Source organism: Pseudocitrobacter sp. 2023LY-00077, assembly GCF_055796175.1.
Window position 1 is genome coordinate 102614 of record NZ_JBSPEI010000014.1, and the last position, 25487, is coordinate 128100.

At 53.9% G+C, this 25487-nt stretch carries 21 protein-coding genes; 5 read left to right on the plus strand and 16 right to left on the minus strand.

The features are described from left to right. Nucleotide 1: 1 nt before the first annotated feature. From ACWWFX_RS18045 to ACWWFX_RS18060, 4 genes are all read right to left on the minus strand, one after another. The gene (locus ACWWFX_RS18045) at nt 2-3106 is read right to left on the minus strand and encodes an efflux RND transporter permease subunit (protein WP_473224415.1); all 3105 of its coding nucleotides are present in this window, start codon (nt 3104-3106) and stop codon (nt 2-4) included. After that, on the minus strand, nt 3106-4227 hold the full coding sequence (locus ACWWFX_RS18050) for an efflux RND transporter periplasmic adaptor subunit (RefSeq protein ID WP_473224416.1): 1122 nt from the start codon (nt 4225-4227) through the stop codon (nt 3106-3108). Before ACWWFX_RS18050 ends, ACWWFX_RS18045 begins: the two co-directional genes overlap by 1 nt. A gap of 135 nt (nt 4228-4362) precedes the next feature. Continuing rightward, on the minus strand, nt 4363-4932 hold the full coding sequence (locus tag ACWWFX_RS18055) for a TetR/AcrR family transcriptional regulator (RefSeq protein ID WP_276223569.1): 570 nt from the start codon (nt 4930-4932) through the stop codon (nt 4363-4365). Between the two features lie 372 nt (nt 4933-5304). Beyond that, complete coding sequence (locus tag ACWWFX_RS18060) at nt 5305-6819, minus strand: MDR family MFS transporter (protein WP_276223567.1); 1515 nt, start codon at nt 6817-6819, stop codon at nt 5305-5307. 79 nt (nt 6820-6898) lie between these two features. On the opposite strand from ACWWFX_RS18060, the gene ACWWFX_RS18065 reads away from it, so the two are divergent. Beyond that, on the plus strand, nt 6899-7555 hold the full coding sequence (locus tag ACWWFX_RS18065; protein WP_473224417.1) for a TetR/AcrR family transcriptional regulator: 657 nt from the start codon (nt 6899-6901) through the stop codon (nt 7553-7555). A gap of 50 nt (nt 7556-7605) precedes the next feature. Here the strand turns inward: ACWWFX_RS18065 and ACWWFX_RS18070 are convergent, their stop codons facing one another. After that, nucleotides 7606-7878 carry a hypothetical protein gene (locus ACWWFX_RS18070; RefSeq protein ID WP_473224418.1) on the minus strand — a complete coding sequence of 91 codons (273 nt, stop codon included), beginning with the start codon at nt 7876-7878 and terminating at the stop codon, nt 7606-7608. A 278-nt stretch (nt 7879-8156) separates the two neighbouring features. Here ACWWFX_RS18070 and ACWWFX_RS18075 point away from each other — a divergent pair, with 278 nt between their 5' ends. Both ACWWFX_RS18075 and ACWWFX_RS18080 read left to right on the plus strand, forming a co-directional pair. Next, nucleotides 8157-8369: a YdgH/BhsA/McbA family protein gene (locus ACWWFX_RS18075; RefSeq protein WP_473224419.1), complete on the plus strand. Its 213-nt coding sequence runs from the start codon at nt 8157-8159 to the stop codon at nt 8367-8369. Between the two features lie 69 nt (nt 8370-8438). Next, nucleotides 8439-9539 (plus strand): alkene reductase, encoded by a 1101-nt coding sequence (locus ACWWFX_RS18080; RefSeq protein WP_473224434.1) that lies wholly within the window; start codon nt 8439-8441, stop codon nt 9537-9539. 210 nt (nt 9540-9749) lie between these two features. Here ACWWFX_RS18080 and cfa read toward each other — a convergent pair whose 3' ends face one another. From cfa to priA, 11 genes are all read right to left on the minus strand, one after another. Further along, nucleotides 9750-10892, minus strand: coding sequence for a cyclopropane fatty acyl phospholipid synthase (gene cfa, locus ACWWFX_RS18085; RefSeq protein WP_276223562.1), 1143 nt, complete (start codon nt 10890-10892; stop codon nt 9750-9752). Nucleotides 10893-11075: 183 nt separating this feature from the next. After that, nucleotides 11076-12392, minus strand: coding sequence for an OprD family outer membrane porin (locus ACWWFX_RS18090; protein ID WP_276223559.1), 1317 nt, complete (start codon nt 12390-12392; stop codon nt 11076-11078). 382 nt (nt 12393-12774) lie between these two features. After that, nucleotides 12775-13971 carry a hypothetical protein gene (locus ACWWFX_RS18095; RefSeq protein WP_473224420.1) on the minus strand — a complete coding sequence of 399 codons (1197 nt, stop codon included), beginning with the start codon at nt 13969-13971 and terminating at the stop codon, nt 12775-12777. Nucleotides 13972-14376: 405 nt separating this feature from the next. Continuing rightward, a complete protein-coding gene (locus ACWWFX_RS18100; RefSeq protein WP_473224421.1) occupies nt 14377-15144 on the minus strand; it encodes a hypothetical protein in 768 nt (255 codons plus the stop codon). A gap of 11 nt (nt 15145-15155) precedes the next feature. After that, nucleotides 15156-15641, minus strand: a complete 486-nt coding sequence (rraA, locus tag ACWWFX_RS18105; protein ID WP_015966507.1) for a ribonuclease E activity regulator RraA — start codon at nt 15639-15641, stop codon at nt 15156-15158. Nucleotides 15642-15733: 92 nt separating this feature from the next. Beyond that, complete coding sequence (gene menA, locus ACWWFX_RS18110) at nt 15734-16654, minus strand: 1,4-dihydroxy-2-naphthoate polyprenyltransferase (RefSeq protein WP_276223552.1); 921 nt, start codon at nt 16652-16654, stop codon at nt 15734-15736. 70 nt (nt 16655-16724) lie between these two features. Continuing rightward, entirely contained in the window at nt 16725-18056 is a 1332-nt protein-coding gene (hslU, locus tag ACWWFX_RS18115; RefSeq protein WP_015966505.1) for an HslU--HslV peptidase ATPase subunit, read from the minus strand. A gap of 9 nt (nt 18057-18065) precedes the next feature. Continuing rightward, complete coding sequence (gene hslV / locus ACWWFX_RS18120; RefSeq protein WP_015966504.1) at nt 18066-18596, minus strand: ATP-dependent protease subunit HslV; 531 nt, start codon at nt 18594-18596, stop codon at nt 18066-18068. Between the two features lie 90 nt (nt 18597-18686). Then, nucleotides 18687-19682 (minus strand): cell division protein FtsN, encoded by a 996-nt coding sequence (gene ftsN / locus ACWWFX_RS18125; RefSeq protein WP_456146734.1) that lies wholly within the window; start codon nt 19680-19682, stop codon nt 18687-18689. Between the two features lie 99 nt (nt 19683-19781). Further along, nucleotides 19782-20804 (minus strand): DNA-binding transcriptional regulator CytR, encoded by a 1023-nt coding sequence (gene cytR, locus ACWWFX_RS18130; RefSeq protein ID WP_015966502.1) that lies wholly within the window; start codon nt 20802-20804, stop codon nt 19782-19784. A 149-nt stretch (nt 20805-20953) separates the two neighbouring features. Then, nucleotides 20954-23149, minus strand: coding sequence for a primosomal protein N' (gene priA / locus ACWWFX_RS18135; protein ID WP_473224422.1), 2196 nt, complete (start codon nt 23147-23149; stop codon nt 20954-20956). Nucleotides 23150-23361: 212 nt separating this feature from the next. Between priA and rpmE the strand changes: the two genes are divergently transcribed. Further along, on the plus strand, nt 23362-23574 hold the full coding sequence (gene rpmE, locus ACWWFX_RS18140) for a 50S ribosomal protein L31 (protein WP_015966500.1): 213 nt from the start codon (nt 23362-23364) through the stop codon (nt 23572-23574). A 305-nt stretch (nt 23575-23879) separates the two neighbouring features. Then, a complete protein-coding gene (locus ACWWFX_RS18145) occupies nt 23880-25301 on the plus strand; it encodes an MFS transporter (RefSeq protein ID WP_473224423.1) in 1422 nt (473 codons plus the stop codon). Nucleotides 25302-25487 lie beyond the last annotated feature (186 nt).

The following is a 25487-nucleotide window of genomic DNA, read 5'->3' on the forward strand; positions in this document are numbered from 1 at the left end:
CTTACCCCTGACGGCGTTTACCGGCGAACAGGCGTTTCACCAGCACAAAGAATAATGGAACAAAGAAAATCGCCAGCAGCGTTGCGGTCAACGTACCGCCGATAATTCCGGTACCGATGGCAATACGGCTGTTTGCGCCAGCCCCGGTGGCAATCGCCAGCGGCGTTACCCCGGCGACAAACGCCAGCGAGGTCATGATGATCGGGCGTAAACGCGTCTGCGCCGCACGCAGGGCCGCACGAGAAAGCGAGTAGCCTTCGGCTACGGCGGCTTCGGCAAATTCAACAATCAGAATGGCGTTCTTCGATGACAGGCCAATCGTGGTGAGCAGCGCCACCTGGAAGTAAACGTCGTTACTTAAGCCGCGCATCCATGCCGCCAGCGCCGCACCCAGCAGGCCGAGTGGGATAACCATGATGACCGAAATCGGCACCGACCAGCTCTCATACAGCGCCGCCAGGCACAGGAACACCACCAGAATAGAGATGGCATACAGACTCAGCGCCTGACCACTGGCCAGTTTTTCCTGTAATGACAACCCGCTCCAGGCCCAGGTGGAACCCGCAGGCAGATTATTGGCCAGCGTTTCCATGGTGGTCATCGCCGTACCGGAACTGGAACCGGTGGCATTTTCGCCCTGAATTTCATAGGCGGCTGCGCCGTTGTAACGCACCAGGCTTTCCGGGCCGTATTCCCAGCGTGTGGTGGCGAAAGCGGAGAACGGCGTCATGCTGTCATCGCTGCCGCGCACAAACCATTTACTGAGATCCGACGGCGCCGAGCGGGAATCGCTATCGCCCTGGATATACACTTTTTTCACGCGCCCACGGTCGATAAAGTCATTCACATACGTGCCGCCCCAGGCGCTGGAAAGCGTCGAGGTGACATCGCTTAAAGACAGGCCCAGCGACACCGCTTTGTTGTTGTCGATATCTACCTGCAACTGCGGCGTTTGCGGCATATCGTTAGCGCGAACGGCGTGCAGCGTGGTGTCCTGGTTGGCTTTGCCAATCAGTTCATCGCGCATTTTCAGCAGTTCAGCACGATCGGTACCGCCGCTCGCCATCAGTTCGAAGGTAAAGCCGTTACTCTGTCCGAGACCATCGACCGACGGCGGCGTCATAGCGAACAGCGTTGCATCACGAATGGCACCGAGCTCTTTGGTGGCGCGCAGGGCAATCGCCTGAGCGGTATTTTCCGCGCCCTTACGATCGGACCAGTTTTTCAGCGAAACGAAGGCCATCCCGGCGTTCTGTCCGCTGCCGCTGAAGCTAAAACCGTTCACGGTGAAGATAACGTTGGTGTTGTCTTTTTCGTTGTTGAGGAACCAGTCGGTGACCTGCTTACTCACTTCAGCGGTACGTGAATTGGTTGCTCCCGCAGGCAGCGTGTACTGCACCATGATCTCGCCCTGGTCCTCGGTCGGCAGGAAGCTGCCGGGCAGTTTCCACATCGCCAGCGCCATACCGCCGCAGATCGCCAGATACACCACCATCACCAGCCCGGAGCGGCCTAGCGTGTTGAGCACTTTGTGTTTGTATTTGCGTTCGGTCGAACCATAGAAGCGGTTAAATGCCCCGAAGAAGCCTTTTTTATGTGGCGGAGTGTGGCGCAAAATCGAGCCGCACAGCGCAGGCGTTAAGGTCAATGCCACTACCACCGAGAGCATCATCGCCGAAATAATGGTGACCGAGAACTGACGGTAAATCACCCCGGTCGAGCCGCCAAAGAAGGCCATTGGCAGGAATACCGCCGAGAGCACCAGCGCGATCGCAATCAGCGCCCCGGAGATTTCACCCATCGATTTTTCCGTGGCTTCGCGGGCGGGCAGCCCTTCGTCGCGCATTATTCGCTCGACGTTTTCCACCACCACAATGGCGTCATCCACCAGAAGCCCGATGGCGAGCACCATCGCAAACAGCGTTAAGGTGTTGATGGAGTAGCCGAACAGCGCCAGTACGCCAAAGGTACCGAGCAGCACAACGGGCACTGCCAGCGCCGGAATCAGCGTCGCGCGGATGTTTTGCAGGAACAGATACATCACGCAGACCACGAGGATAATCGCCTCGAACAGCGTCTGCACCACGTCTTCAACGGAGATTTTAATAAATTCGGTGCTGTCTTTCGGATACGCGACGTCATAGCCCTGCGGCATATTGCGTTTGTATTCGTTGATTTTCTCTTTCACCAGCGTGGCGGTGCTCAGGGCGTTTGCGCCAGGTGCCAGCATTACCGCCATCCCGGCTGCCGGGTGACCGTTCAGTTTGGCGATAGCGGTGTAATCTTCACTGCCCATCTCCACGCGCGCCACGTCGCCGATGCGCACCACCGCGCCGTTAGACTGGCTTTTTACGATAATATTTTTGAACTGTTCGACCGTTTGCAGACGCGACTGCGCGCGCACGGTGGCGGTCAGCTGTTGGGTATCTGGCGATGGCAACGCCCCGATTTTACCGGCAGAGACCTGCACGTTCTGCGCTTCAATCGCCGTCTGTACATCTGATGGCATCAGCGAGTAGGACGCCAGCTTCGCCGGGTCCATCCAGATGCGCATCGCGTATTCCGCACCGAACACTTGCAGGCTACCGACACCGTCGAGACGGGCCATCGGGTCCTGCATATTACTCACCAGCCAGTCGGCGATATCCGAACTGCTGGCTTTATCGGTTTTATCGTAAACGCCCATAATGAGCAGGAAGTTGCTCTGGGATTTCACCACCGTCACGCCGGCCTGCTGAACTTCGCTTGGCAGGCGCGATTCGGCCTGCTGCACTTTGTTCTGTACCTGCACCTGCGCGGTATCCGGGTCGGTACCTTGTTCGAAGGTCACGGTAATGCTCACCGAACCGTCAGAGCTGCTGGTGGAAGTGAAATAGAGCAGATTATCGAGCCCGGTAAGCTGCTGTTCGATAACCTGCGTTACGCTGTTTTCCAGCGTTTGTGCCGATGCCCCGGTATAGGTGGCAGAGATTTTAATCGACGGCGGCGCAACATCCGGGTACTGCGCAACCGGCAGCGTTTTGATAGCCAGCATCCCGGCCAGCATGATCAGAATAGAGATAACCCAGGCAAAAACCGGGCGACGCACGAAGAAACGGGCAAACATCAGGCGTTTCCTCCGGTGGACTGCACTTCAACGGGTTTCACCTGCTGGCCTGCGACCACTTTTGCCGAGCCTTCAACAATCAGTTTATCGCCCGCTTTCAGGCCCGTTAGCACCAGCCATTTGTCGCCGTAGGTATCGCCAGTTTCCAGCTCACGTTGTTCAACTTTGTTATCCGCGCTGACCACCATCGCCGTGGCAACGCCTTTCGCATCGCGCGTGACGCCTTGCTGTGGCGCAAGGATCGCATCGTTCATGATCCCTTCATCAACTTTGGCGCGCACAAACATCCCCGGCAGAAGCTGCTGTTTCGGGTTCGGGAACACGGCGCGCAGGGTGACGGAACCGGTCGATTCATCCACCGCCACTTCGGTGAGCGCCAGGCGGCCTTTCTCGCTGTAGGTTGAGCCATCTTCCAGAATCAGCGCCACGTTCATGGTGTCGCTGTTGGTGGCAAGTGATTGTTTGCGCAGGCGTAGCAGATCGACGCTTGAGCGGGTGAGGTCAACGTACATGGTATCGAGGCCGCGAATGGTCGCCAGCGCGGTGGTTTGCTCGGCGGAAACCAGCGCGCCTGGCGTCACGGAAGAAATACCGATGCGCCCGGCAATCGGCGCGGTGATGGTGGTCCAGTTCAGGTTGATGCGCGCGCTCTCCAGCGCCGCTTTTTTTGACTCAACGCTGGCTTTGTCCTGCGCGCAGGTTGATGCCGCATCGTCTGCATCCTGGCGCGATACGCCGTTCTCTTTCACCAGCTGCGCGTAACGCTGGGCTTTCGAGCAATCGGCGGTGACCAGCGCCTGCGCCTGTTTCAGCGCGGCGGCGGCTTCGTTATAGGCCGCGCGGAAGCTGTCCGGCTCAATCTGATACAGCGCCTGCCCGGCTTTGACGTTGTCGCCTTCATTAAAAAGCCGTTTCTGGATAATGCCGGTGACCTGTGGACGCACTTCCGCGCTCATCGCCGCAGTTGTGCGCCCGGTCAGTTCGCTGACCACCGAAACGGGTTGGCTTTTTAATGTTACGACACCCACTTCCTGCTCCGGACGTTGGGGCGCTGATGTTTGCGCATTATCGCATCCGCTCAGGAGAAATAATGCGGCAAGTGTGGTTGTGATGTATTTCATCTTTATTCTCAAGGTGAATGACGTCCTCCCCGCAAATAGATTGCGAGGATTTAAGGGTGAACGAATCCGCATCGCCGGTCGCCCGGAAATGACAAAAAAGGGGGAATTAACTCCCCCGTTATTTACAGGATTAAATTACTTAGCAGTGATAAGCATATTTATAATTTCCTGATAGATTTTTTCTAACGCCTCGGGTGACACTTTTTGCGGCGTTAAACGGCGGTAGATGGAGCCTTCCATCATGACCGCGATCACTTCCACACAGCAGCGCACGCGTTCCGGGCTGAGGTGAGGGTGTTCTTTTTGCAGATGGGCGCAGGCATTGTTGAACATGCGTTCATCGGCCTCCGCCAGCCAGGCGGCGACCTGTGGGTTGCGCGTGGCTTCCGCCGACATCTCGAGCATTAAGGCATCGTCATCCTCGCTCAGTGTAAAGCGGCAGGCAAGCAGATGTGGCATCAGTTTTGTCTGGGTTTTGCCTTCCATCTCGGCGATGCGGTAGTCGATGATGCGGCGGATCATCTCTTCGATAATGGCGTCTTTATTGGCGAAGTAGCGGTAGATTTGCCCGACGCTGAGCTTCGCTTCCGCGGCGATTTGCGACATGCTGGCCGCGTGGAAACCACTGTTGCGAAAGCAGCGGCGTGCGGCGGCAATGATGTCGTCTTGCCGTGCTTTCTGTCGGGCTTCCAGTTTGCTGGTCATGCATTTCTCCGCGTTTTGAAATAGTGAGAACGATCGTTCTCATTTTGGCTCATTATACGTCGATGATGACCAATGGAAAGTATTTTCTGAAGCTGTTTTTTTTCTTTCTGTTTCGTACAAAAAATAATGGAGGAAAAAAGGAGATTTTGTGAAATTAACGGGGGCAGGAATAAAAATAATGGAGAAAATATGGGTTGTGTAATTAAAAAAGTTATTACATAGGTAGGTCATCAAAAGAATATTAATTGGGTGCGGGAGTTGCCCTCACCCTAACCCTCTCCCACAGGAGAGGGAACCGATCGCATGCGTGTTAATGTTCTGCGCTGGTTTTCTCCCTCTCCCGGTGGGAGAGGGCCGGGGTGAGGGCGCTCACTACTCATGCCGCGTTTTCAACGGCGCTTCCTTCAGCAACCACGACAGCACAAACGCCAGCACCATAATGCACGCTGCCATAATAAAGGCCGCGTGGATGGCCGAGCCAAAGGCATCCAGATAATCCGTACGCACCGCATCGGGTAGATGATGGATGGTGGCGGGATTCATATCGCGCGGCACTTCCGCGCCTTCTGGCAGCAGACGCGTCAGGTTTGACTGCAACACGGAAGTAAACACCGCGCCAAACAGCGCCACGCCGATAGAACCGCCAATCGAACGGAACAGGGTCACGCCGGAAGTGGCCACGCCGTACAGATTCGGTGCGACGGTGTTTTGTACCGCCAGCACCAGAACCTGCATCACCAGCCCTAATCCCATTCCCAGCACGCCGGTAAAGAGATACAGATGCCAGGTTGGCGAGGTGATCGTAATGCGCGTCAGCAACACCATGCCCACCGTGCCCAGCAGCGTGCCGAGAATCGGGAACAGGCGATATTTCCCGGTGCGGCTAATAATCCGCCCGCTGATGATCGAGGTCAGCAGCAGCCCGCCCATCAGCGGAATCAACTGCAAGCCCGCCTGCGTCGGCGTCGCCTCTTTGACCACCTGCAAATAGAGCGGCAAAAACGTCACCGAGCCAAACAGCGACATCCCGATGATAAAACCAATCATGCTGCACAGCAGGAAACTGCGGTTGCGGAATAACGACAGAGGGATGATAGGCTCCCACGCCAGCCGCTCTTCATAGATAAATCCGGCAATGCCCACCAGGCCAAAGGCGAGAATGCACCATAGCTGCGGGTCGCTCCATGGGCGAACGGTGCCGCCTTCAGTGGTGAACAGAATGATGCATACCAGTGCCATGGTCAGATAAATCGCGCCAAGCCAGTCTATCTCATGCTGGTTACGTTTGGTGTTGGCATGGAAGACCGCGCCGATCACCAAAAGGGCGAACAGCCCCAACGGAATGTTGATATAGAAAATCCAGCGCCATGACGCGTGCTGAACGATAAAGCCGCCAATCAGCGGGCCAATCACCGTCGCCAGGCCGAACACGCCGCCAAACAACCCCTGATAGCGGCCACGCTCAGCAGGCGGAATGACATCCGCCACCGCCGCCATACTGATCACCATCAGTCCACCGCCGCCGAGCCCTTGCAGGGCGCGCATCAGCACCAGCTGCGTCATGTTCTGCGCGACACCGCACAGAGCCGAGCCCAGTAAAAACAGGACGATAGCAATTTGCAAGACCCGCTTACGGCCAAACAGATCGCCAAATTTTCCGTACAATGGCACCACAATGGTGGAGGTCAGAATATATGCCGTGACCACCCAGGAGAGCTTATCCAGCCCGCCCAGTTCTCCAACGATGGTGGGAAGCGCGGTCGAGACAATCGTCTGATCGAGCGCGGAGAGCAGCATCACCAGCAGCAATGCGCTGAACAGCAGGCGGATAGAAGGCGCGCCCGCGTGTGATGATGACGTTTTTTGAGTCACGGTATCGGACTCCATAGTGTGCTCACTTGAAATTAATTAACTGTATAATTAATATTTATGGAAGATGCTTCACTGGTCAAGAGATCGCTCCCTTATGACGGCACAAAAAGACAACTCAAAACTCCTAAAAACACGTAAGCCGGGCCGCCCGCGCGGCAGTAAACCGAGCGGCGATAACCGCGAGCATCTGCTTGATATCGCGCTGCGGCTCTTTTCGCAGCAGGGTATTGGTCATACTTCATTGAACGCGATTGCCCGCGAGGCTGGCGTGACACCCGCCATGCTGCATTACTATTTCAATTCGCGCGAACAGCTGCTGGACGTGGTGATTGAAGAACGTTTCTTACCGTTGAGAAGTGAGATCACAGCGATTTTTGCCGCGCATCCAGAAGACCCGGTTACCGCGCTGACCGAGATGGTCAAAACGCTGGCAGAACTTGCCGCGTGCTACGAGTGGTTTGCACCATTATGGATGCAGGAGGTGATTGGGGAAATGCCGGTGCTGCGCCAGCATCTTAACGCGCGCTTTGGCGAGGATCGCTATCAGCAAACGCTGGCCTCCGTGAAACGCTGGCAGCAGGAAGGGAAATTAAACCCACATTTGACGGCGGAATTACTGTTTACGTCTTTATTAAGTTTGGTTTTAGTGCCATTTTCCCGAATGCGTAACGATGAAAGACTTGCCTTATTAACGACAGAAACAATCATTAGCAATGCATTAGCATTAATGCGTCAGGGAATAAATAATTAAGCGATTATTCTTTGATTCTTATTAATAGTGGTATTTTTACAGCGCTTTAATTAATAGCTGTAAATCACCACTTCCCGCATCGGGCGAGCACCATGAGGTGTGATGTCTCTGACCGTAGAGACGACCGGCACCTCGCCCTCTGCGGCGCAGCGCTGTGCCTGCATGCGGTAAATCGCATCGTCGACGCACTTGCTGGTTGATGTTATAGATGCCCCATAAATCTCACCGGAAAAACGCACGTTGCTGCCCGCGTGTGCCGGGGTAATTAAAGCTGAAAAAAAGAATGAAACTGCAAGCAGCATGGCGCCAGATAAGTTTTTCATTTGGTTATTACTCGTTATTGAAAAGAGCGCGAATAATATGCCTATTCTTTAAAGTTACAATATTGCTGGTTATTTTCTTTAATTACATAACCTGGCAATGTGAATAAAATGCATACAAAACCAACCTTTGCGTCGATGAAAGATAATCCCAGAGGTTTATGAACAAAATCGCAATAGTCTATTGCCGGAATGACCGTTTATCCCGCCTGCTTACCGCCGTATTCTTGTCGCCATCGAGTTGCCGAACGCAACGTTATGCCGAATACAGGATACCCATTATGAAAACCCTCACTCAGATTGCAGCTGCTTCTCTTCTCTCCGTTATGGCCTTTGGCGCATCCGCACAAAGCGTAACGGCAACCGCCTCTACCCTCGATTCTGCTGAATCGGTGATTGCGCAGAAAGCGAAAGAGATGAATGCCTCTCAGTACAAAATCACCAGCGCCCACATGGGCAACCGCGTCACCATGAGCGCTGAACTCTACAAATAAGCGTGCGGCAAGACGGTTTTCCAAAAAACATGAGAACCGCCTGTTTGTTACCCTCACCAGGAGATGATGATGTTATTTGAAAACTATGCACTGAATGCCGTCGCGCTGAAAAACCGAATTGTTATGCCACCGATGACCCGCTCACGTGCCGGAGCGGGCGATGTCGCCACCGATATGATGGCGGAATATTACGCACAGCGCGCCAGCGCCGGGCTCATTATTAGCGAAGGTACGCAGATCAGCCAGCAGGGCCAGGGTTATGCCTGGACGCCGGGAATGTACACCGAATCACAGATTGCAGGCTGGAAAAAGGTCACCGATGCCGTGCATCAGGCGGGCGGTAAAATCTTTGCGCAGCTGTGGCACGTTGGCCGCGTTTCGCATACCACGCTTCAGCCGGGCCACGCCGCACCGGTTTCTTCATCTGCTATTCAGGCCGAAGGCGTGAAGGTGTTTGTGGATGTAAAAGGCTGCGGCCCGGAGAGCGGCGTGGGCGAGATGCTACAACATACGATGCCGCGTGCGCTGACTTCTGAAGAGATCCCCGCTATCGTGAATGACTATGCGCAGGCTGCGCGTAACGCGATTGCCGCAGGTTTCGATGGTATCGAACTGCATGGCGCGAACGGTTATCTCATCAACCAGTTTATTGATTCGCAGGCTAACCTGCGCGATGACCAATACGGCGGCGCACTGCAAAATCGCCAGCGCTTTATGAAAGAGGTGGTTACTGCCGTTTCGAACGCGATTGGCAAAGAACGCGTCGGTATTCGCCTGGCGCCATTGACCACCCTGATGGGTTCTCGCGACGATACGCCGGAAGCAACCTATCTGGCGGCGGCCAGCGTGCTGAACGATCTCGGCATTGCCTATATTCATATTGCCGAAGCGGACTGGGAAGATGCGCCGGTGATGCCAGCGGCTTTTAAAGAAGCGCTGCGTCTGATATTCCGTGGCACGCTGATTTACTCCGGTAAATACACCAAAGCGCGTGCGGAAGAGGCGCTGCAAAACGGCTGGGCGGATTTGATTGGTTTTGGTCGTCCGTTTATCGCCAACCCGGATTTGCCGTATCGTTTACAAAACGATCTGCCCCTGAACCAGCCAGTGAAAGAGCAGTTCTTTGGCGGCGGAAAAGCGGGATATATCGATTATCCGCAAGCGAAATAAAACAGGCTGCCGGGTTTCGCATCGCGCGGGCCCGGCACTGTGCGTTACCAGAACTTAACGGCCAGGCTCAAAATAAAGACAAAGCCGACAATGGCAACCGTCCAGCAAAACGCCAACATATGGGCTTCATGTTTTTGTTGTTTTAATACTGCTTCGTTTTCCATTTTTCTTTTCCTTGCTCACATCGTGTAGGGGCAGAGGCGCCCCAAATTACCGTGGGACGTTAATCCCTCCCGGTACTCCGTGCGTCAGAACCACCTGCCAGAGCTGAATGTTTCTGGCCCTGAAGGCACCGGCGCAGGCTTTCAGGTAGTAGGTGAACATCCGTTTGAAACGGGCTGAATAGACATCTTCTAATTGGCCCCATGAATCCTGGAATCGCTGTTCCCAGGCCATCAGGGTTTTATCGTAGTCAGAGCCAAAATTGTGCAGGTCTTCAATCACAAAGAAGGGCTCACAGGCGGAAGAAAGTTGTGAAACCGACGGCAGGCAGCCGTTCGGGAAGATGTATTTATCGATCCACGGGTCAACGTTCAGGTCGCTTTGATTGGAACCGATAGTGTGCAGCAGGAAGATACCGTCTTCCGCCAGGTTTTTATTGGCCACGGTGAAGTAAGTTTTGTAGTTTTTCGGCCCGACGTGTTCAAACATCCCCACCGAGACAATGCGGTCAAATTTGCTGTCGAGGTCGCGATAGTCCTGCAACAGAATTTCCACATCCAGCCCGGCGCAGCGCTGCTGTGCGAGCTTTTGCTGTTCAGCCGAGATGGTGACGCCGGTGACTTTCACGCCGTAGTTTTCCGCCGCATAAGCCGCCAGCCCGCCCCAGCCGCAGCCGATATCCAGCAGCGTCATACCTTTTTGCAGATTGAGTTTGCGGCAGATAAGCTCCAGCTTGTTTTGCTGTGCTTCAAGCAGATTGCTGGCGTCACGCCAGTAGCCACACGAGTACTGCATGTACGGGTCGAGCATCAGCGTGAAGAGGTCGTTGCCGAGGTCGTAGTGTTCTTTCCCGACAATCCACGCCCGCTTTTTTGATTGCAGGTTGATTATCTTCGCGCTCACCACGTGCATTAAATCTTTCAGGTTGTGCTTAATCTGCGACTCAATATCGATTTTCAGCAGGCGGGAGATAAACTCATCGAGCTGTTCGCACTCCCACCAGCCATCCATATAGCTCTCGCCCAGGCCGAGAGAGCCCTGCTGAAGAACGCGTTTGTAGAAGTGTTTGTTTTTAACCTGAATGTCGAAAGGACGTTTGCCGTTGATTTCAATGTCTGCGCGTTGCAGTAAGTCACGGCAGATGCGATACCACTGATTGCCGCCATCGGGCATGATTAGTTTTTTGTTCATCGTTTGTGCGCCTGAGCGAGAATCTATTTGTCATACAAATGTGCTAAGGGCAGGTTATACCCATGATGAATATTCGTAAAGTGAATCTCATCAATGGAAGGGATGCGGAAATGGAATGGGGAAGGGAGCACGCTGATGCCCTCACCCCGGCCCTCTCCCACAGGGAGAGGGGAAAAGCGGGAATCAGAAGTCGTACTGCAACGTCAAACGGTTCTGCCAGAAGTCTTTCTCATACAGCGGTGAAGTCTGCACGCCGACAAAATCGCTCAGGCTCAGGCCTTTCAGCGCACCCTGGAAGTTCCAGATAAAGTAAACCAGATACTCGGACTGGCGCAGGCTGCCGGTATTCACCGTCGGCGTCAGGTCCATCCACGAATAGCGTGCACCCAGCGTCAGGTTCTCGTTAGCGTTCCAGTTCACGTTAGTGGCATATGCGTCACCGCTGCCCAGATCCTGAGTGCTGGTGAAGTACGGCTGCGCGAAATACGGGCCCGATGAACTGTTATGCGCATACGGCGTTACCAGTGAACCATAGCCGTAGCTGTTGCCGCTGGAGGCGATATGGTCATAACCCGCCGCCCAGGAGAGCGCTGGCGTGAAGTTCAGCGACAGTTGCGCGCCGTAAGAGCGGTTATCCACTTCGCCCGCCAGCGCTTTTCCTTCACTGGTGCCGCGAATGTATTGCAGTGCTACATCCGGCGTGAACAGCGCCTGCTGCCACTGGAGATGACCTTCGGTGTAGAAGATGTTGGAGAAATCGGCGTAGCTTTCGTACCACATCTGCCCGGTCAGCTTTTTGTCATCCCACATCATGTGACGACCCGCGCCAACGGCCCACATGCCATCGGTCTCTTCGGTGACTTCGGTATACGCGGTGGTGCGTTTCACCTGATCGCTGCCCCAGCCTTTATAACGCCAGATTTTGGTCGCGCGCAGGAAATCGTCGCCGCTGCCGTACTGCATATCCAGCGCCTGATAAAGAATCGGGGTAATACGCCAGTCATAGTCGCCGACAAACGGCAGGTCCAGACGCTGGTTCCCGCCGGTGATGCGGAAATCGCCATAGCGCCAGTTGAGATACGCTTCGCCAATATTGGTCTGGTTTTCGCCGATGTCGCTGATCACGCGTTCTTCCGGCGGATGGTTAATGCCGCGCAGGAACAGACCGCTTACACCCACATTGAAGCCGTACATCGGGGCTGTTTCGTACTTCAGGAAGCCGCCGTAGCTGATGGTGTCCTGGTTAAAACCTTTGGCGAAATAGGCGTTGTGGGTGGTGTAGTAAAGAGATCGAACGCTGCCGCTAACTTTACCGCAGCTGAATACATCGCTCAGGCTGCTGACGTTGCCGTTGGCGTCGAAACACTCGCTGTCGGACTTAAAGGAGAGAGCCGCTTCTGCGCTGGCGGGAAGCGCCAGGGCCGCAAGCGTGACCAGGGCGGTGAGACCACCGGTTAATCGTGATGGTTTAACTGCACCTGCTGCCCGACACATCTTCATGCTAATACCTTGTAAACAGAGATAAAAAAAGAAAAAGTGTGCGAATATCGCCCCCGCTTTGTCGCCACTCTCGCGGGTGGAGAGACCCCTGATAGACGCACTAAACGTATGGGCGGTTTCGCACAGGGCTGCGATTATCTTCATCGGAAGGGGTGTGATCCAGATCTAAACGCAAACGTTTGCTTTCTTTTTGCAGGCATTGATGCTGAATCAGTGATTTAAATTGAATTATTTATGATGCTAATTATTAATGGACGGATATTTAAACTGCATATTGATTGGATGAATGGTAGATAGTACTTATTTTGCTGTTTTGCTTAAACCGCACCGATTGGATAGTTTTCAGGCGCTTCCCGCGCGTAAACGCGCGGGATATCGGTCATCAAAAATAGTAGCCGATATTGACGTTGGTGCGGAAATACCATTTTCCGCTGCCTTCCGACTGTGTGCTGGTCCAGCCCGTGGCGTTAAGCGCACCGCCCCACGGATTAACATTTTTCGCCCAGCTAAGGTCGACCCAGAACATCACCGGTAGCGCGAAGACCTGCACCCCGACGGTGTTCATCTGGGAGTTACTCCAGTCGCTTTTGTCTTTCCATAACACACTGTAATCGTTATAGAACCGTAGTTTTGATACCGCGCCCCATTTGACGTCCACATCACGGGCCACGTTGAGCGACGCGGTGGTGGCTTTTGCCGGGATTAAATACGACGGCGTCAGGCCGTTGCCACCCATCAGAATGGTATCGTCGCTTACGCCCGCCGGATTTTTCGGATCGTACTGGTAACGGATCACCTGTGAGGAGAGCTGCCACGGTCCGTTTTGCACGGTTCCGTGCAGGCCCGCCGCCCAGAAAGTGCCGTCATCATTGGTCTCGCGATTGTGCAATCGCGCCAGCGCCAGCGATCCGCCCAGCTCATTATTCCAGCCCCCGCCGTGGAATGTTCGCGCCAGCCGCACGTTCACCTGATCGCGTTTCTCATTACGCTGCTGATGCTGGCTGGGATAATTGGTATTTTTTAAGCGGTCATAATCCCCGACATCTGGCGCATAGCGCAGGTTCTCAGGCTCCATCCACGGGAAATAAGCCACATCCAGCGACCAATTATTATCGTGATATTGGTAATTTACCCCGCTACCGGCATTGGCGCCGAACCCTAAATAAAAGGGAATGCCGTATGACCAGCCAAATTGTGGATACGGCTCCAGGCCAAAAGGCTTGCCGGGAATGCCAAGCTGCACGCTATTATTCTGATCTAACCGATACCCCACATAGGCGCGGTCAATCGCATATTTATGGTGATCCTGGAACCAGAATCCGGCATCAAAGAAATAGTTATTATAAAAACCGCTGCTGTCGATACGGAATGTATCAAAACGCAGATGCGGCGGATCGCGATAATTACTGCCTTTCCAGTCTTCATAGCGATAATTTGCCCGCAACGCCCCGCCAATATCTAACCCGGCGCTGCTGTCCGCACTGCGCCAGCCAATATGCGGGAAGGGCTTACCGCCTTCCGCCAGCGCGGATGCGGCGGTGCATGCGCCCAGCAGCAGCGCGAAAAATTGTTTACGCATAGCTCACCTCTTATTTCATATTCAATATGCAATAGCTCGCCGCCGCGGATAAAATCAGCGAGAATTAATTGATGTCGTTTCGCCAGTGAAACGAATATTATTTTTTATGAATTTGTTTCAAATATGAAACTCAGTTTATTATTTGATATAAAGAAAATCGCACGTGAAAGGTAGGCCGTCAAGGCATAAAACTTGAGCTATAACGCAATATTATTAAATGATTGAATATCGATTGGTATTTTTTAGAGGGGGGAGGGTATGTCTCAAATATGAAACAAAAGAATTTATTGGCGGCTAAGTGGAGCCCTATCCGCCATGTAATGACTGGATAAGTAGGCTATTCCCAAGGATGATGATGAGCACAAAGAGTGCTCCAGTTAAGCCGCTTAAATAGCAAGTTTTTATTTAATCCTTTATAGCCTTTGCAGACTGCATAATTCCCATGATTTCATCATAATACTCATCATCATATTTCTGATCGATAACCGCCGCCACCTGGATAAAATGGGTATTATCAAATAGCGTCATCAAAATAGACCGTTTTTCATCGCCATCATCGGTTGTGGCGATATAGTCCTGATAGGCGCAGCGGAAGCCGTCAACCTGACAGGGAAAAAGCGTAAACACATCCGCCTGATAGCTACTCTTGAAGCGAATCTGCTGTGATGTGAGTAATTCATCAAAGTTATGAACATTACTTGAATCCTGCATGCTGGATATCACGGAGATCCCGGCATGAGCATTTTTCATCACCACCGTCATACGGTAGCCATGAGGCGTGGTCACCACCGTTTTCCACTCGTTACTCGGGAACGTCAGCGTGATGGGCGCATTCGGTGCGGTGTACTCCCAGCTAAAAAATTGCCAGAAGTGTGTGGCGCAGCTGAACAGGAGTATTATCCCCATCACCCAGCTTGTACCGGCAATAATTTGCGGCTGCGCCGTTTTACGAAATATTACGCAGAATGCAGCCGCCACAAGGCAAGCGGTACCTAACGGATAAAAAAAGACGAGATTAACATAGGAGATAATATTACCAGCGTCGTCCGTGATCAGGTTTTTCCATTGCAGATGCTTGATAATAATAACTGAAATATATAAAACGCCTAAAACTATAAATCGCATATATACATCCGTGTATAAAAAAGGGGAAATAAATTTCCCCTTTATCATATGCGAATTATTTACTCGATATCCAGCGGATCTTCAGAAAGGATAATGCCGGTGTTATCAGCATAGAGATGGTCGCCGGAGAAGAAAGTTACGCCGCCGAAATTGACGCGTACGTCGCTTTCGCCAATGCCTTCGCCAGCTGCGCCAACCGGAATGGCGGCAATGGCCTGGATGCCGATATCCAGCTCTTCAAGGTCATCAACCTGACGCACGGCACCGTAAACCACAATGCCTTCCCACTCGTTCTGGGTGGCGATACGCGCCAGTTCCGCATCAATCAGCGCGCGGCGTACAGAACCGCCGCCGTCAACCAGCAGAATGCGGCCACGGCCATTCTGTTCGAGCAGATCATACAGCAACCCGTTATCCTCGAAACATTTCACGGTGGTGATTTGCCCACCAAACGACAACCGCCCGCCAAAGTTGGAGAACAGGGGTTCCACGACGTTGACATCTTCCTGGTAGATGTCGCAAAGCTCGGAAGTATCGTATTTCATAGGATTAACACTCAGTTGCTGCGAGTGATTTCAGTATATCGCGCTCTGTGCACTGTTGGCAAAATCATCAATTGTTAATTGATATTTGTCAGTTAACCCAGTGCCTTGCTCAGGATAATCCCAACGATAAACAGGACGTTAGTGAGCAGCGCGCCTTTGACCGTGCGTTCAAGCATCGGGCGCATTGCGACCGGCTCACGCTGCGTCATGACGTAGCGCGCCTGTTTGAACAGCAGCGGCGTGGCGAGAATAAACAGCCAGCCCCATACGTTTTGCAGCGAAATCAGGTTAAACAGTGCCAGACACACCAGTGTGCCGCCAAGCAGGCAAGCGTGATAGCGACGTGCGCCCACCGGGCCTAAACGTACCGCAAGCGTGTTTTTGCCGTTTTCGCGATCGCTGTCGATATCGCGCAGGTTATTGATATTCAGTACCGCCGTTGCCAGCAGCCCGCACGCCGTGGCGGGAAGAATCAGCGTGGCGCTCAGCATATGCGCCTGCAAATACCAACTGCCGATAACGCTCAACCAGCCGAAGAAAATGAGTACAGAAATATCACCCAGACCGATATATCCGTAAGGGCGAGTGCCCACGGTATAGGTGATTGCGGCGACAATTGAGAGCAATCCCAGTACCAGGAAACCGATAAAGTCACCGATGTTTTGATACGCCGCAAACAGCAGCCCCAGACCGGAAAGACAAATGAGCGCCACGGTAATCATCAGCGCGCGTTTCATTTGCGACTGGGTGATGGCACCTTTTTGCATGCCGCGTAGCGGCCCGATGCGATCGGGTTTATCACTGCCCTTCACCGCATCGCCATAATCGTTCGCGAGGTTAGAGAGGATTTGCAGCAGGCCCGCAGTAACCAGCGACAGCACAGCCACAGTTGCATCGAAGTGCCCTTGCCACCAGGCGAGCGTAATGCCCACAAGGATAGAGGCGAAGGCCAGAGGTAACGTTTTAGGGCGCAGGCTTTCAAGCCAGGCCTGGGTGCGGCTGATTTCAGTCATAGTGATTTTTTGCCAATAAAAATGGGGCTTTTCAGCCCCATCAACAGTGATGAATATGCATTGAACGCGATTATAGGATAAAACGGCTCAGATCTTCATCTGCAACCAGCGCATCCAGGTGTTTGCTCACGTATTCCGCATCAATTGTGATGCTTTGACCATTTAAATCACTGGCGTCATAGGAAATATCTTCCATTAAACGCTCCAGAACCGTGTGCAGACGACGCGCACCGATGTTCTCGGTGGTTTCGTTAACCTGCCATGCGGCTTCGGCAATACGCTTGATACCGGATTCGGTGAACTCAATGTTCACGCCTTCGGTCGCCATCAGCGCTTTGTACTGAACGGTAACGGACGCATTTGGTTCGGTCAGGATGCGTTCGAAGTCGCTGGTGGTCAGCGCCTGAAGCTCAACGCGAATCGGCAGACGGCCCTGCAGTTCCGGGATCAGGTCAGACGGTTTTGCCACCTGGAATGCACCGGAGGCAATAAACAGAATGTGATCTGTTTTCACCATACCGTGCTTGGTGGACACGGTGCAGCCTTCAACCAACGGCAGCAGGTCACGCTGTACGCCTTCGCGGGAAACGTCCGGACCGGAGGATTCGCCGCGCTTACAGATTTTGTCGATTTCGTCGATGAACACGATACCGTGCTGCTCAACCGCGTCGATAGCGTCTTGTTTCAGCTCTTCCGGGTTAACCAGTTTCGCCGCTTCTTCTTCAATCAACAGCTTCATCGCATCTTTGATTTTCAGCTTACGCGGTTTCTGTTTCTGCCCGCCGAGGTTCTGGAACATCGACTGCAGCTGGCTGGTCATCTCTTCCATTCCCGGAGGCGCCATGATTTCAACGCCCATCGGTGCAGCAGCGAGATCGATCTCAATTTCTTTGTCGTCCAGCTGGCCTTCACGCAGTTTTTTGCGGAATGCCTGACGCGCGGCAGACGGTTCAGCCTGCTGCTCCGCCTGGCCCCAGTTGTTTTTGGCCGGTGGGATCAGCACGTCGAGGATACGCTCTTCGGCCATCTCTTCCGCGCGGAAACGGTTCTTTTCGATGGACTGCACGCGCACCATTTTGATGGCGGAATCGGTCAGATCGCGGATGATGGAATCCACTTCTTTACCCACATAGCCCACTTCGGTGAACTTGGTCGCTTCAACTTTGATGAATGGCGCGTTAGCCAGCTTGGCCAGACGACGCGCGATTTCGGTTTTACCGACACCGGTCGGGCCGATCATCAGAATGTTTTTCGGGGTTACTTCGTGACGCAGCTCTTCATCAAGCTGCATACGACGCCAGCGGTTACGTAAGGCGATCGCAACGGAGCGTTTGGCCGCGTCCTGACCAATAATGTGTTTGTTCAGTTCGCTGACAATTTCGCGTGGGGTCATTTCAGACATGGTCAATCCTTACGCTTTAGACGGTAATTCTTCAATGGTGTGGAAGTGGTTGGTGTAAATGCAGATATCGCCTGCAATATCCAACGCTTTCTCAGCAATATCGCGCGCGCCCAGTTCGGTGTTTTCCAGCAGGGCACGGGCTGCGGCCTGGGCGTATGGACCACCAGAACCGATAGCAATCAGGTCATTTTCCGGCTGAACGACGTCGCCGTTCCCGGTAATGATGAGGGATGCGGTTTCATCCGCGACGGCAAGCAGGGCTTCCAGCTTGCGCAGCATACGGTCGGTACGCCAGTCTTTCGCCAGCTCAACGGCGGCTTTCACCAGGTGGCCCTGGTGCATCTCCAGCTTACGTTCGAACAGCTCGAACAGGGTGAAGGCATCAGCGGTGCCGCCAGCGAAACCGGCAATTACTTTGTCGTTGTACAGGCGACGGACTTTCTTCACGTTGCCTTTCATCACGGTATTGCCAAGCGTAGCCTGTCCATCACCGGCGATTACGACGTGGCCGTTACGGCGAACACTTACTATTGTTGTCACGAGCAGACCCCTTGTTGCAAATACGGAATAGGGGCCCCGCAAGCTTTGCGGGGCAGAATGTCATTATAGATGGGGGGTATTTCGGGGGTTTCAACCCCCGGAAGCGAGTCTTATGCAGTTTCCGTGACCGGCCATTTTCAGGCGGTTGAGGGTGCTGTCGGCATTATCTTTGCCTTTGATAGGCCCGATGACGACGCGGTTCCAGCCATTATTGGTGGTGATGCGCGAATCAAACCCTTCGAACGCCAGCTGTGCACGCACGGTTTCGGCCTGCTCCGCGCCTTTAAACGAACCGCACTGTACCATCCAGCGGCGCTCGTCTTTTTTCTCGGTTGCCTTAGGCGGCGTGGTTTCACGCGTCACCGGCGCGGCGGCCTGCTGTTTAGGCGCAGACGTCGTGGTGTGCGCAGGCGTTTGCAGCAGATCCTGATACGGCTGCTGGTTAGAAGCGGCCGCTTTCGGCTGCTGCGTCTGACGCGGCGGCTGCTGTGTGGTTTGCGCCTGGCGCGCAGGTTGCTGTGTCTGCTGTTGCGTGCGCGGCTGCTGCACAGGCTGCGTTTGCGCCCATTGTTGCTGCTGTTGCGCTTGCTGAGCCTGCTGCGCTAAACGCTGACGTTGCAGCGTTTGTTGACGCTGTTCCGGCGTTTGCTCGTTCCACGGCACTTCCGTCAGCTGCGTCGGCTGCTGGCGCATATCGGCCTGCATTTGCGCAAGCAGCTGGCGCTGTTCGTCGGTCAACTGGTTCGGGTTCATGACTTCCCCGCCCGCAGACGGTTCCGTTGGCGCACGCACGCCTGGCTGGCGGCTTTCCAGTTCTTTAATGTAGCGCCAGCGTTCTTCCGGTTTTGGCGGTAGACCATTCCCTGTCATCTGACGGCTTTGCAGCGTTTCAGAATCTTCTTTTTTATGATGGGTAATAAAGTACAAACCACCGATAAAGGCGACGACCACCGCGGCGGCAATGGCCACCATCGCCGGTGATACCGCCGGGAAGCTACTTTGATTTTTCCGCGAACTCCGTGAGGTGCTCTTTTTGCGCCGCGAAGGAGCCTGTTGGCTGCGGCGTACATAATCTCGTTGTGCCACTATCGTTTCGCTGTATTTATTCGTTCGTGAACCCGACATGTTACTTAAGCGACGAGGCTTTGACCAGACAAGCAAGTCCTAAAGCCCCACACTTTTATGTCATATTTTTTGTGTGCTGCCGCGAATGACCAGTTCACAGTCCAGAAGACGCGAGCCGCTGTCGACATATTGCCCACTTAGCTGATTCAGTAATAACAGCATCGCTTCCCGACCAATGTCGAAGCGCGGCTGAGAAACGGTCGTGAGCGGTGGGTCGCAGAACTCCGCCAGCGAGATGTTATCAAAGCCGATAATCGACAGGTCGTCCGGGATTTTCAGACCGTGACGTTTGGCGCAGGAAAACGCGCCGAGTGCCATGATATCGCTATGGCAGAACACGGCGGTCGGCGGTTGCGGCAGCGCCAGAAGCTGCTCAAGCGCCTTAGCGCCCGCTTCGTAGGTAAAGTTGCCGCGCGTGATGTACGCCGGATCTACCGTGATACCGCTGCGGCGCAGCGCCTGCACGTACCCCTGTAAGCGGTAGTGGCACAGCGGCATCTCTTCTGGCCCGGCGATACACGCAATGCGTTTATGACCCAGCTCGTGCAGGTAGTTAACGGCATTGAACGCGGCGGTGAGGTTATCGATGTGCACTGTCGGCAGCCCCAGCTCCGGGGCGAATTCGTTGGCCATCACCATCGGCGGCAGATTGCGCTGCTCTTCAATGCTGGCATCAAACGGCAGTTGCGAACCGAGCAGCAACATACCGTCGATCTGCTTGGTGATGATTAAGTCGATGAAGGTTTTTTCCTGCTGATTCTGATGCGCGCAGTCGCCTATCAGCACCAGATAACCCTGCGAGGCAGCGGTGACTTCGATACCGCGGATCACTTCGCTGAAGAAGGGATCGCAGATATCCGGCACGATGACCAGAATGGTCCGGGATTCATTGCGTTTCATGTTACGCCCCTGCGCCTGCGGGAGGTAACCGACTTCCAGTGCGGCCTGCTCAACGCGAGTTCTCGTTGCCTGTGAGACCTTCTCGGGGTTCATTAATGCGCGTGATACGGTTGCCGTAGAGACTTTCGCCTGCATAGCAACGTCTTTCATGGTTGCGGCCACAACCGGTTTTTTAGCCTTCACCTGATTTCTCCTCGCTGACTGGCGCAGACACGTCCCCTGTGTCTGACATCAGACACACTTTTATCAGATAGTTAATCCGATCTGTTACAGAATTTTCATAAAAAGTGTGACGATTGTTAGATTCCTCGATCTTGCTCGCAACCTGAGAATTAACCTTCAATCGGGTCAACGTCGAGGACCCACTTCACTTTGCGCGCTTCCGGCAGCGTATTGATGAGGACCAGCGCGCCGTTGACGATATGTTGCAGGCGCACGCGGGAAGGGTGTTGCAGCAAGATTTGCCAGCGATAACGCCCGCCGCGTTTCGGCGCGAGGGCCGGAACCGGGCCGAGAACCCACAGTTTGTCATCCGCCAGCGGGCTGGCCTGCAGCAGATTACGCAACTGTTGCAGGAACACTGGCGCCTGCTGATTGTTGTGATCTTCCGCGCGAATCAGCACGTGGCTGGTCCACGGTGGAAGCTGCATGGTCTGGCGCTCGGCCAGCGCCTGCTCGGCAAAGGCGTCGTAGCCTTTATACAGCAGCGTTTGCAGCAACGGGTGATCCGGATGGTGCGTTTGTAAAACCACTTCGCCCTGTTTACCTGCACGGCCTGCGCGCCCGGAAACCTGGGTGTAAAGTTGGGCAAAACGTTCCGCTGAGCGGAAATCCGCCGAGAAAAGTGCGCCATCGACATCGAGCAGGGCAACCAGCGTGACGTCGGGAAAGTGGTGGCCTTTGGCCAACATCTGGGTGCCAATCAGAATACGTGCGCCGCCGCGATGCACTTCCGCCAGATATTGCTCCAGCGCGCCTTTGCGGCTGGTAGTATCGCGATCGATACGGGAAAGCGGTACGCCGGGGAAGAGCGGGGCCAGCACCTGCTCCAGTTGCTCGGTTCCCAGCCCAACTGGCACCAGATGTGTTGAACCGCAGGAAGGGCATTGGCGCGGGATCGGGCGCTGGCTGTCGCAATGGTGACAACGCAAATGATGCTGCGACTGGTGCAGCGTGTAGTAGCTGTCGCAGCGTGGGCATTCGGCTATCCATCCGCAGTCGTGGCATAGCAATGTGGGCGCGAAACCGCGGCGATTGAGGAACAGAATCACCTGATTATCCGCCTGCAAATGCTGGCGCATGCGGTTGATGAGCGCCGGTGAAAGCCCCGCCTGCAACTGCTGACCTTTTAAATCAAGCACGTGCTGCGTAGCTGGCCGCGCATTCCCGGCGCGACGCGTCAGGCGCAGCATGTGATATTTATGCTGGCGCACGTTGAGCAGCGTTTCCAGCGCAGGCGTCGCCGAGCCGAGAATTATCGGAATTTGTTCGCTGTGCGCGCGCCAGACAGCGAGGTCGCGGGCATGATAGCGCCAGCCTTCCTGCTGCTTATAAGAGCTGTCGTGCTCTTCATCGATAACAATCACGCCGAGGTTTTTAAACGGCGTAAACAAGGAAGAACGCGTGCCGATAACGATCGCCGCCTCGCCGCTTTTGGCTTTCAGCCAGGCGTTCAGGCGCTCGCTGTCGTTAAGCCCGGAGTGCAGCACTTCCACGGGCGCGTTAAAACGTTCACGAAAGCGGGCGATAGTCTGCGGCGTCAGGCCGATTTCCGGTACCATCACCAACGCCTGTTTCCCCTGCGCCAGCACGTTTTCCAGCACGCTGAGATACACTTCGGTTTTACCGGAACCCGTCACCCCCGCCAGCAGCCACGCAGAGAAGCGGTCAGATGCGCTATGGATCGCGCCCACGGCGGTAGCCTGTTCGGTATTCAGACGCAGTCGTTCGCCAATGGCGGAGTAGCCTTCGCGCCAGTCCTGCAATGCAGGCGCTTCGCTGGCCAGTTCACTCAGGCCCTTACTGCGCAGCGACTGCAACGCCGCTTCGGTAAATTCCAGTTCTGCGACCTGATGACGCCAGATTTTCCCCTGACGCAGCGCGGCCAGCGCCTGTTGCTGTTTTGGTGAGCGCTTCAGACTATTGATATCCACCGCCTGGCCCTGCTCGGTGGCAAACCAGTACCACAGCGGCGCATGGCTGGCCGGTTTCCCCTGACGCAGCAGAATCGGTAGCGCGTGGAACAGCACATCGCCAATCGGGTGATGATAGTAATCCGCCGCCCACAGCAACAGTCGCCACACCGAGGTGGTGAACACCGGTTCGCTGTCGAGCACTTCAATGACCGGTTTCAGCTCATCCAGCGGCAGTTCGCTTTTTTCGCTGACTGACACCACCATGCCAACGCGCTCCTGTTTGCCGAACGGCACGCGAACGCGACATCCCGCTTTGGCGCTGAGGCCTTCAGGCAGCAGATAGTCAAACGTACGCGGTAGCGGAACGGGCAGGGCGACGTGGGCAACAGGCATTTTTTCTTCCTGGACTTGAAAAGTGGCGGGTTAGTATACACATTGTATTCAGGTGAAGAACGGATCAGTTTGCATACCCTGTTCAGATTCTGTATGATCCGCCGCCTTTGATGCAGAAAAAATGCGTCGAAAGCCGAGAAGTTTACTATCAACATCGCGTGGTGTCTGGCGTTAGGGCTGGAAGAGCGACGCGGCCTTAACTGAGGTTTCCCATGAAAAAAGGTATTCACCCGAATTACGTAGAAATTACTGCAACTTGTTCTTGCGGTAATGTTATCAAGACTCACTCCACTGCGGGTCATGATCTGAACCTGGACGTTTGTGGCGCATGCCACCCGTTCTACACTGGTAAGCAGCGTGACGTTGCTACCGGTGGCCGTGTTGACCGCTTCAACAAGCGTTTCAGCATCCCGGGCAGCAAATAAGTTTTGCTTCTCCGAAAAAGGCGCCGAAAGGCGCCTTTTTTGTATCTGTAAGAAATGTAATTGACAAATTCTATTACTATCTTGAATGTATATAAAATGCAAAAAATAAAACCATGTTTTATTTTTATGTGCAATGTGTTATTTTAGTGATCGTTATCTTCTCGATCTTTTGTTTTTTGCCATTTTATATTCACAGGTGGCAAAAAACAGAAGGTGTCGCCACTTCCCCTGAAACTAAAATTGCCAGCGTAATTAAATCATCTCTAAATATATTTTCGTGAATAATATGTCTAAGGAGTGACATCATGCCTGGCAATGAATATATTACGAAAAACAGCAGTGTGGCGATCAGACCTTTTGGATTCAGAGATAAAATAGGTTATTTATGCGGTGACCTGGGAACCTGTTTTATTCTTGGGTTGGTCAACAGCTTTTTAATGATTTACTACACTAACGTTCTGGGCGTTTCCGGTGTGATTGTCGGTTCGCTCTATTTTGTCACCAAACTTTTCGATGCATTTGTTGATGTTACCGTTGGGCGCTTATGTGATACCTCGAAACTGACGGCAACCGGGCGTTTTAATCCGTGGGTGCGAAGGATGAAGTACCCTTTCTGCATTATTTCGGTGGTGCTTTTTCTGCCGTTTGTGCATGATTTTTCGTATACAGCGAAAATTATTTATATCTGCTGTTCCTATTTTATTTATGGCTCGTTGTTATCGACCGTCAGTATTCCTTACGGCGCGATGTCAGCGGCAATTACCTCCAACCCGGACGAACGTGTTTCGCTTTCAACGTATCGCAGTATTGGCTCGGCAATCGGAGGGGGGACAACCGGTTTCTTTATTCCTATCCTGATGTATACCACCCTGGTTGATGGAAGCCAGGTGATTTCCGGCCAGCACTTTTTCTGGATTTCAATAGGCTGCGCCATTCTGGGTTTTATCTTTTTAACGCTGACCTGCCAACTCACCACAGAGCGGGTGCGCGTAGAGAAAAAAGAGAGCATGCCTGTTTCCGTTTTACTGAAAGGGTTGCTGCGTAATAAGGCGCTGATTGTTTTAGTGGTGGTCGATTTACTGATTGTGATTAACCAGGGACTTTCCGGCACTAACATGACCTATCTGTTTAATGACTATTTCCACAATAAAGAAGCAATGTCCGTCGCCCTGTTGTTTACCTTCGGCTCGCTGGTGCTGCTGGCACCGTCGGCATCCTGGCTGACAAAACGGTTTGGTAAAAAAGAGGCCAGCGTCGGCGCGCTGCTGTTTGCGGTGGCGATGTATCTGGTTATGTACTTTATTCACATCACCGATGCGAAAGTGTACCTGGTATTCCTTTTCCTCGCGACGCTGGGGGCCGGGCTGTTCAACCTGATGATTTGGGCATTTATGACCGATGTCTGTGACTACCATCAGTATGTGACCGGCGATCGTGAAGATGGCACCGTTTATGGCGTGAACTTCTTCGCCCGTAAAGTGGGTCAGGCGTGCGCGGGGGCGATTGGCGGCTTTATGCTGGCGATTATCGGTTATCAGTCTTCCTCGACCGGCGGCGCGGTGCAAACCAGCGTGGTGCAGGAAAATATCTACACCATGGCCAACCTGTTACCGGCATTATGCCTGTTCCTGGCGGCAGTGATTTTGATTTACTTCTATCCGCTGAACCGGAAACAGACGCTAAAAATGGAAGAAACGCTGAATAAACTCAATGGTATCAGTAAGTAATCCGGAGTAAGTCGTGTCGGGCGCGGGTTTGCTTGTCGGGTGGCGCTGCGCTTACCCGACCTACGGGTTGCGGGTTGCTTGTCGGGTGGCGCTGCGCTTACCCGACCTACGGGGTGCGGAGTTGCTTGTCGGGTGGCGCTGCGCTTACCCGACCTACGGGGTGCGGAGTTGCTTGTCGGGTGGCGC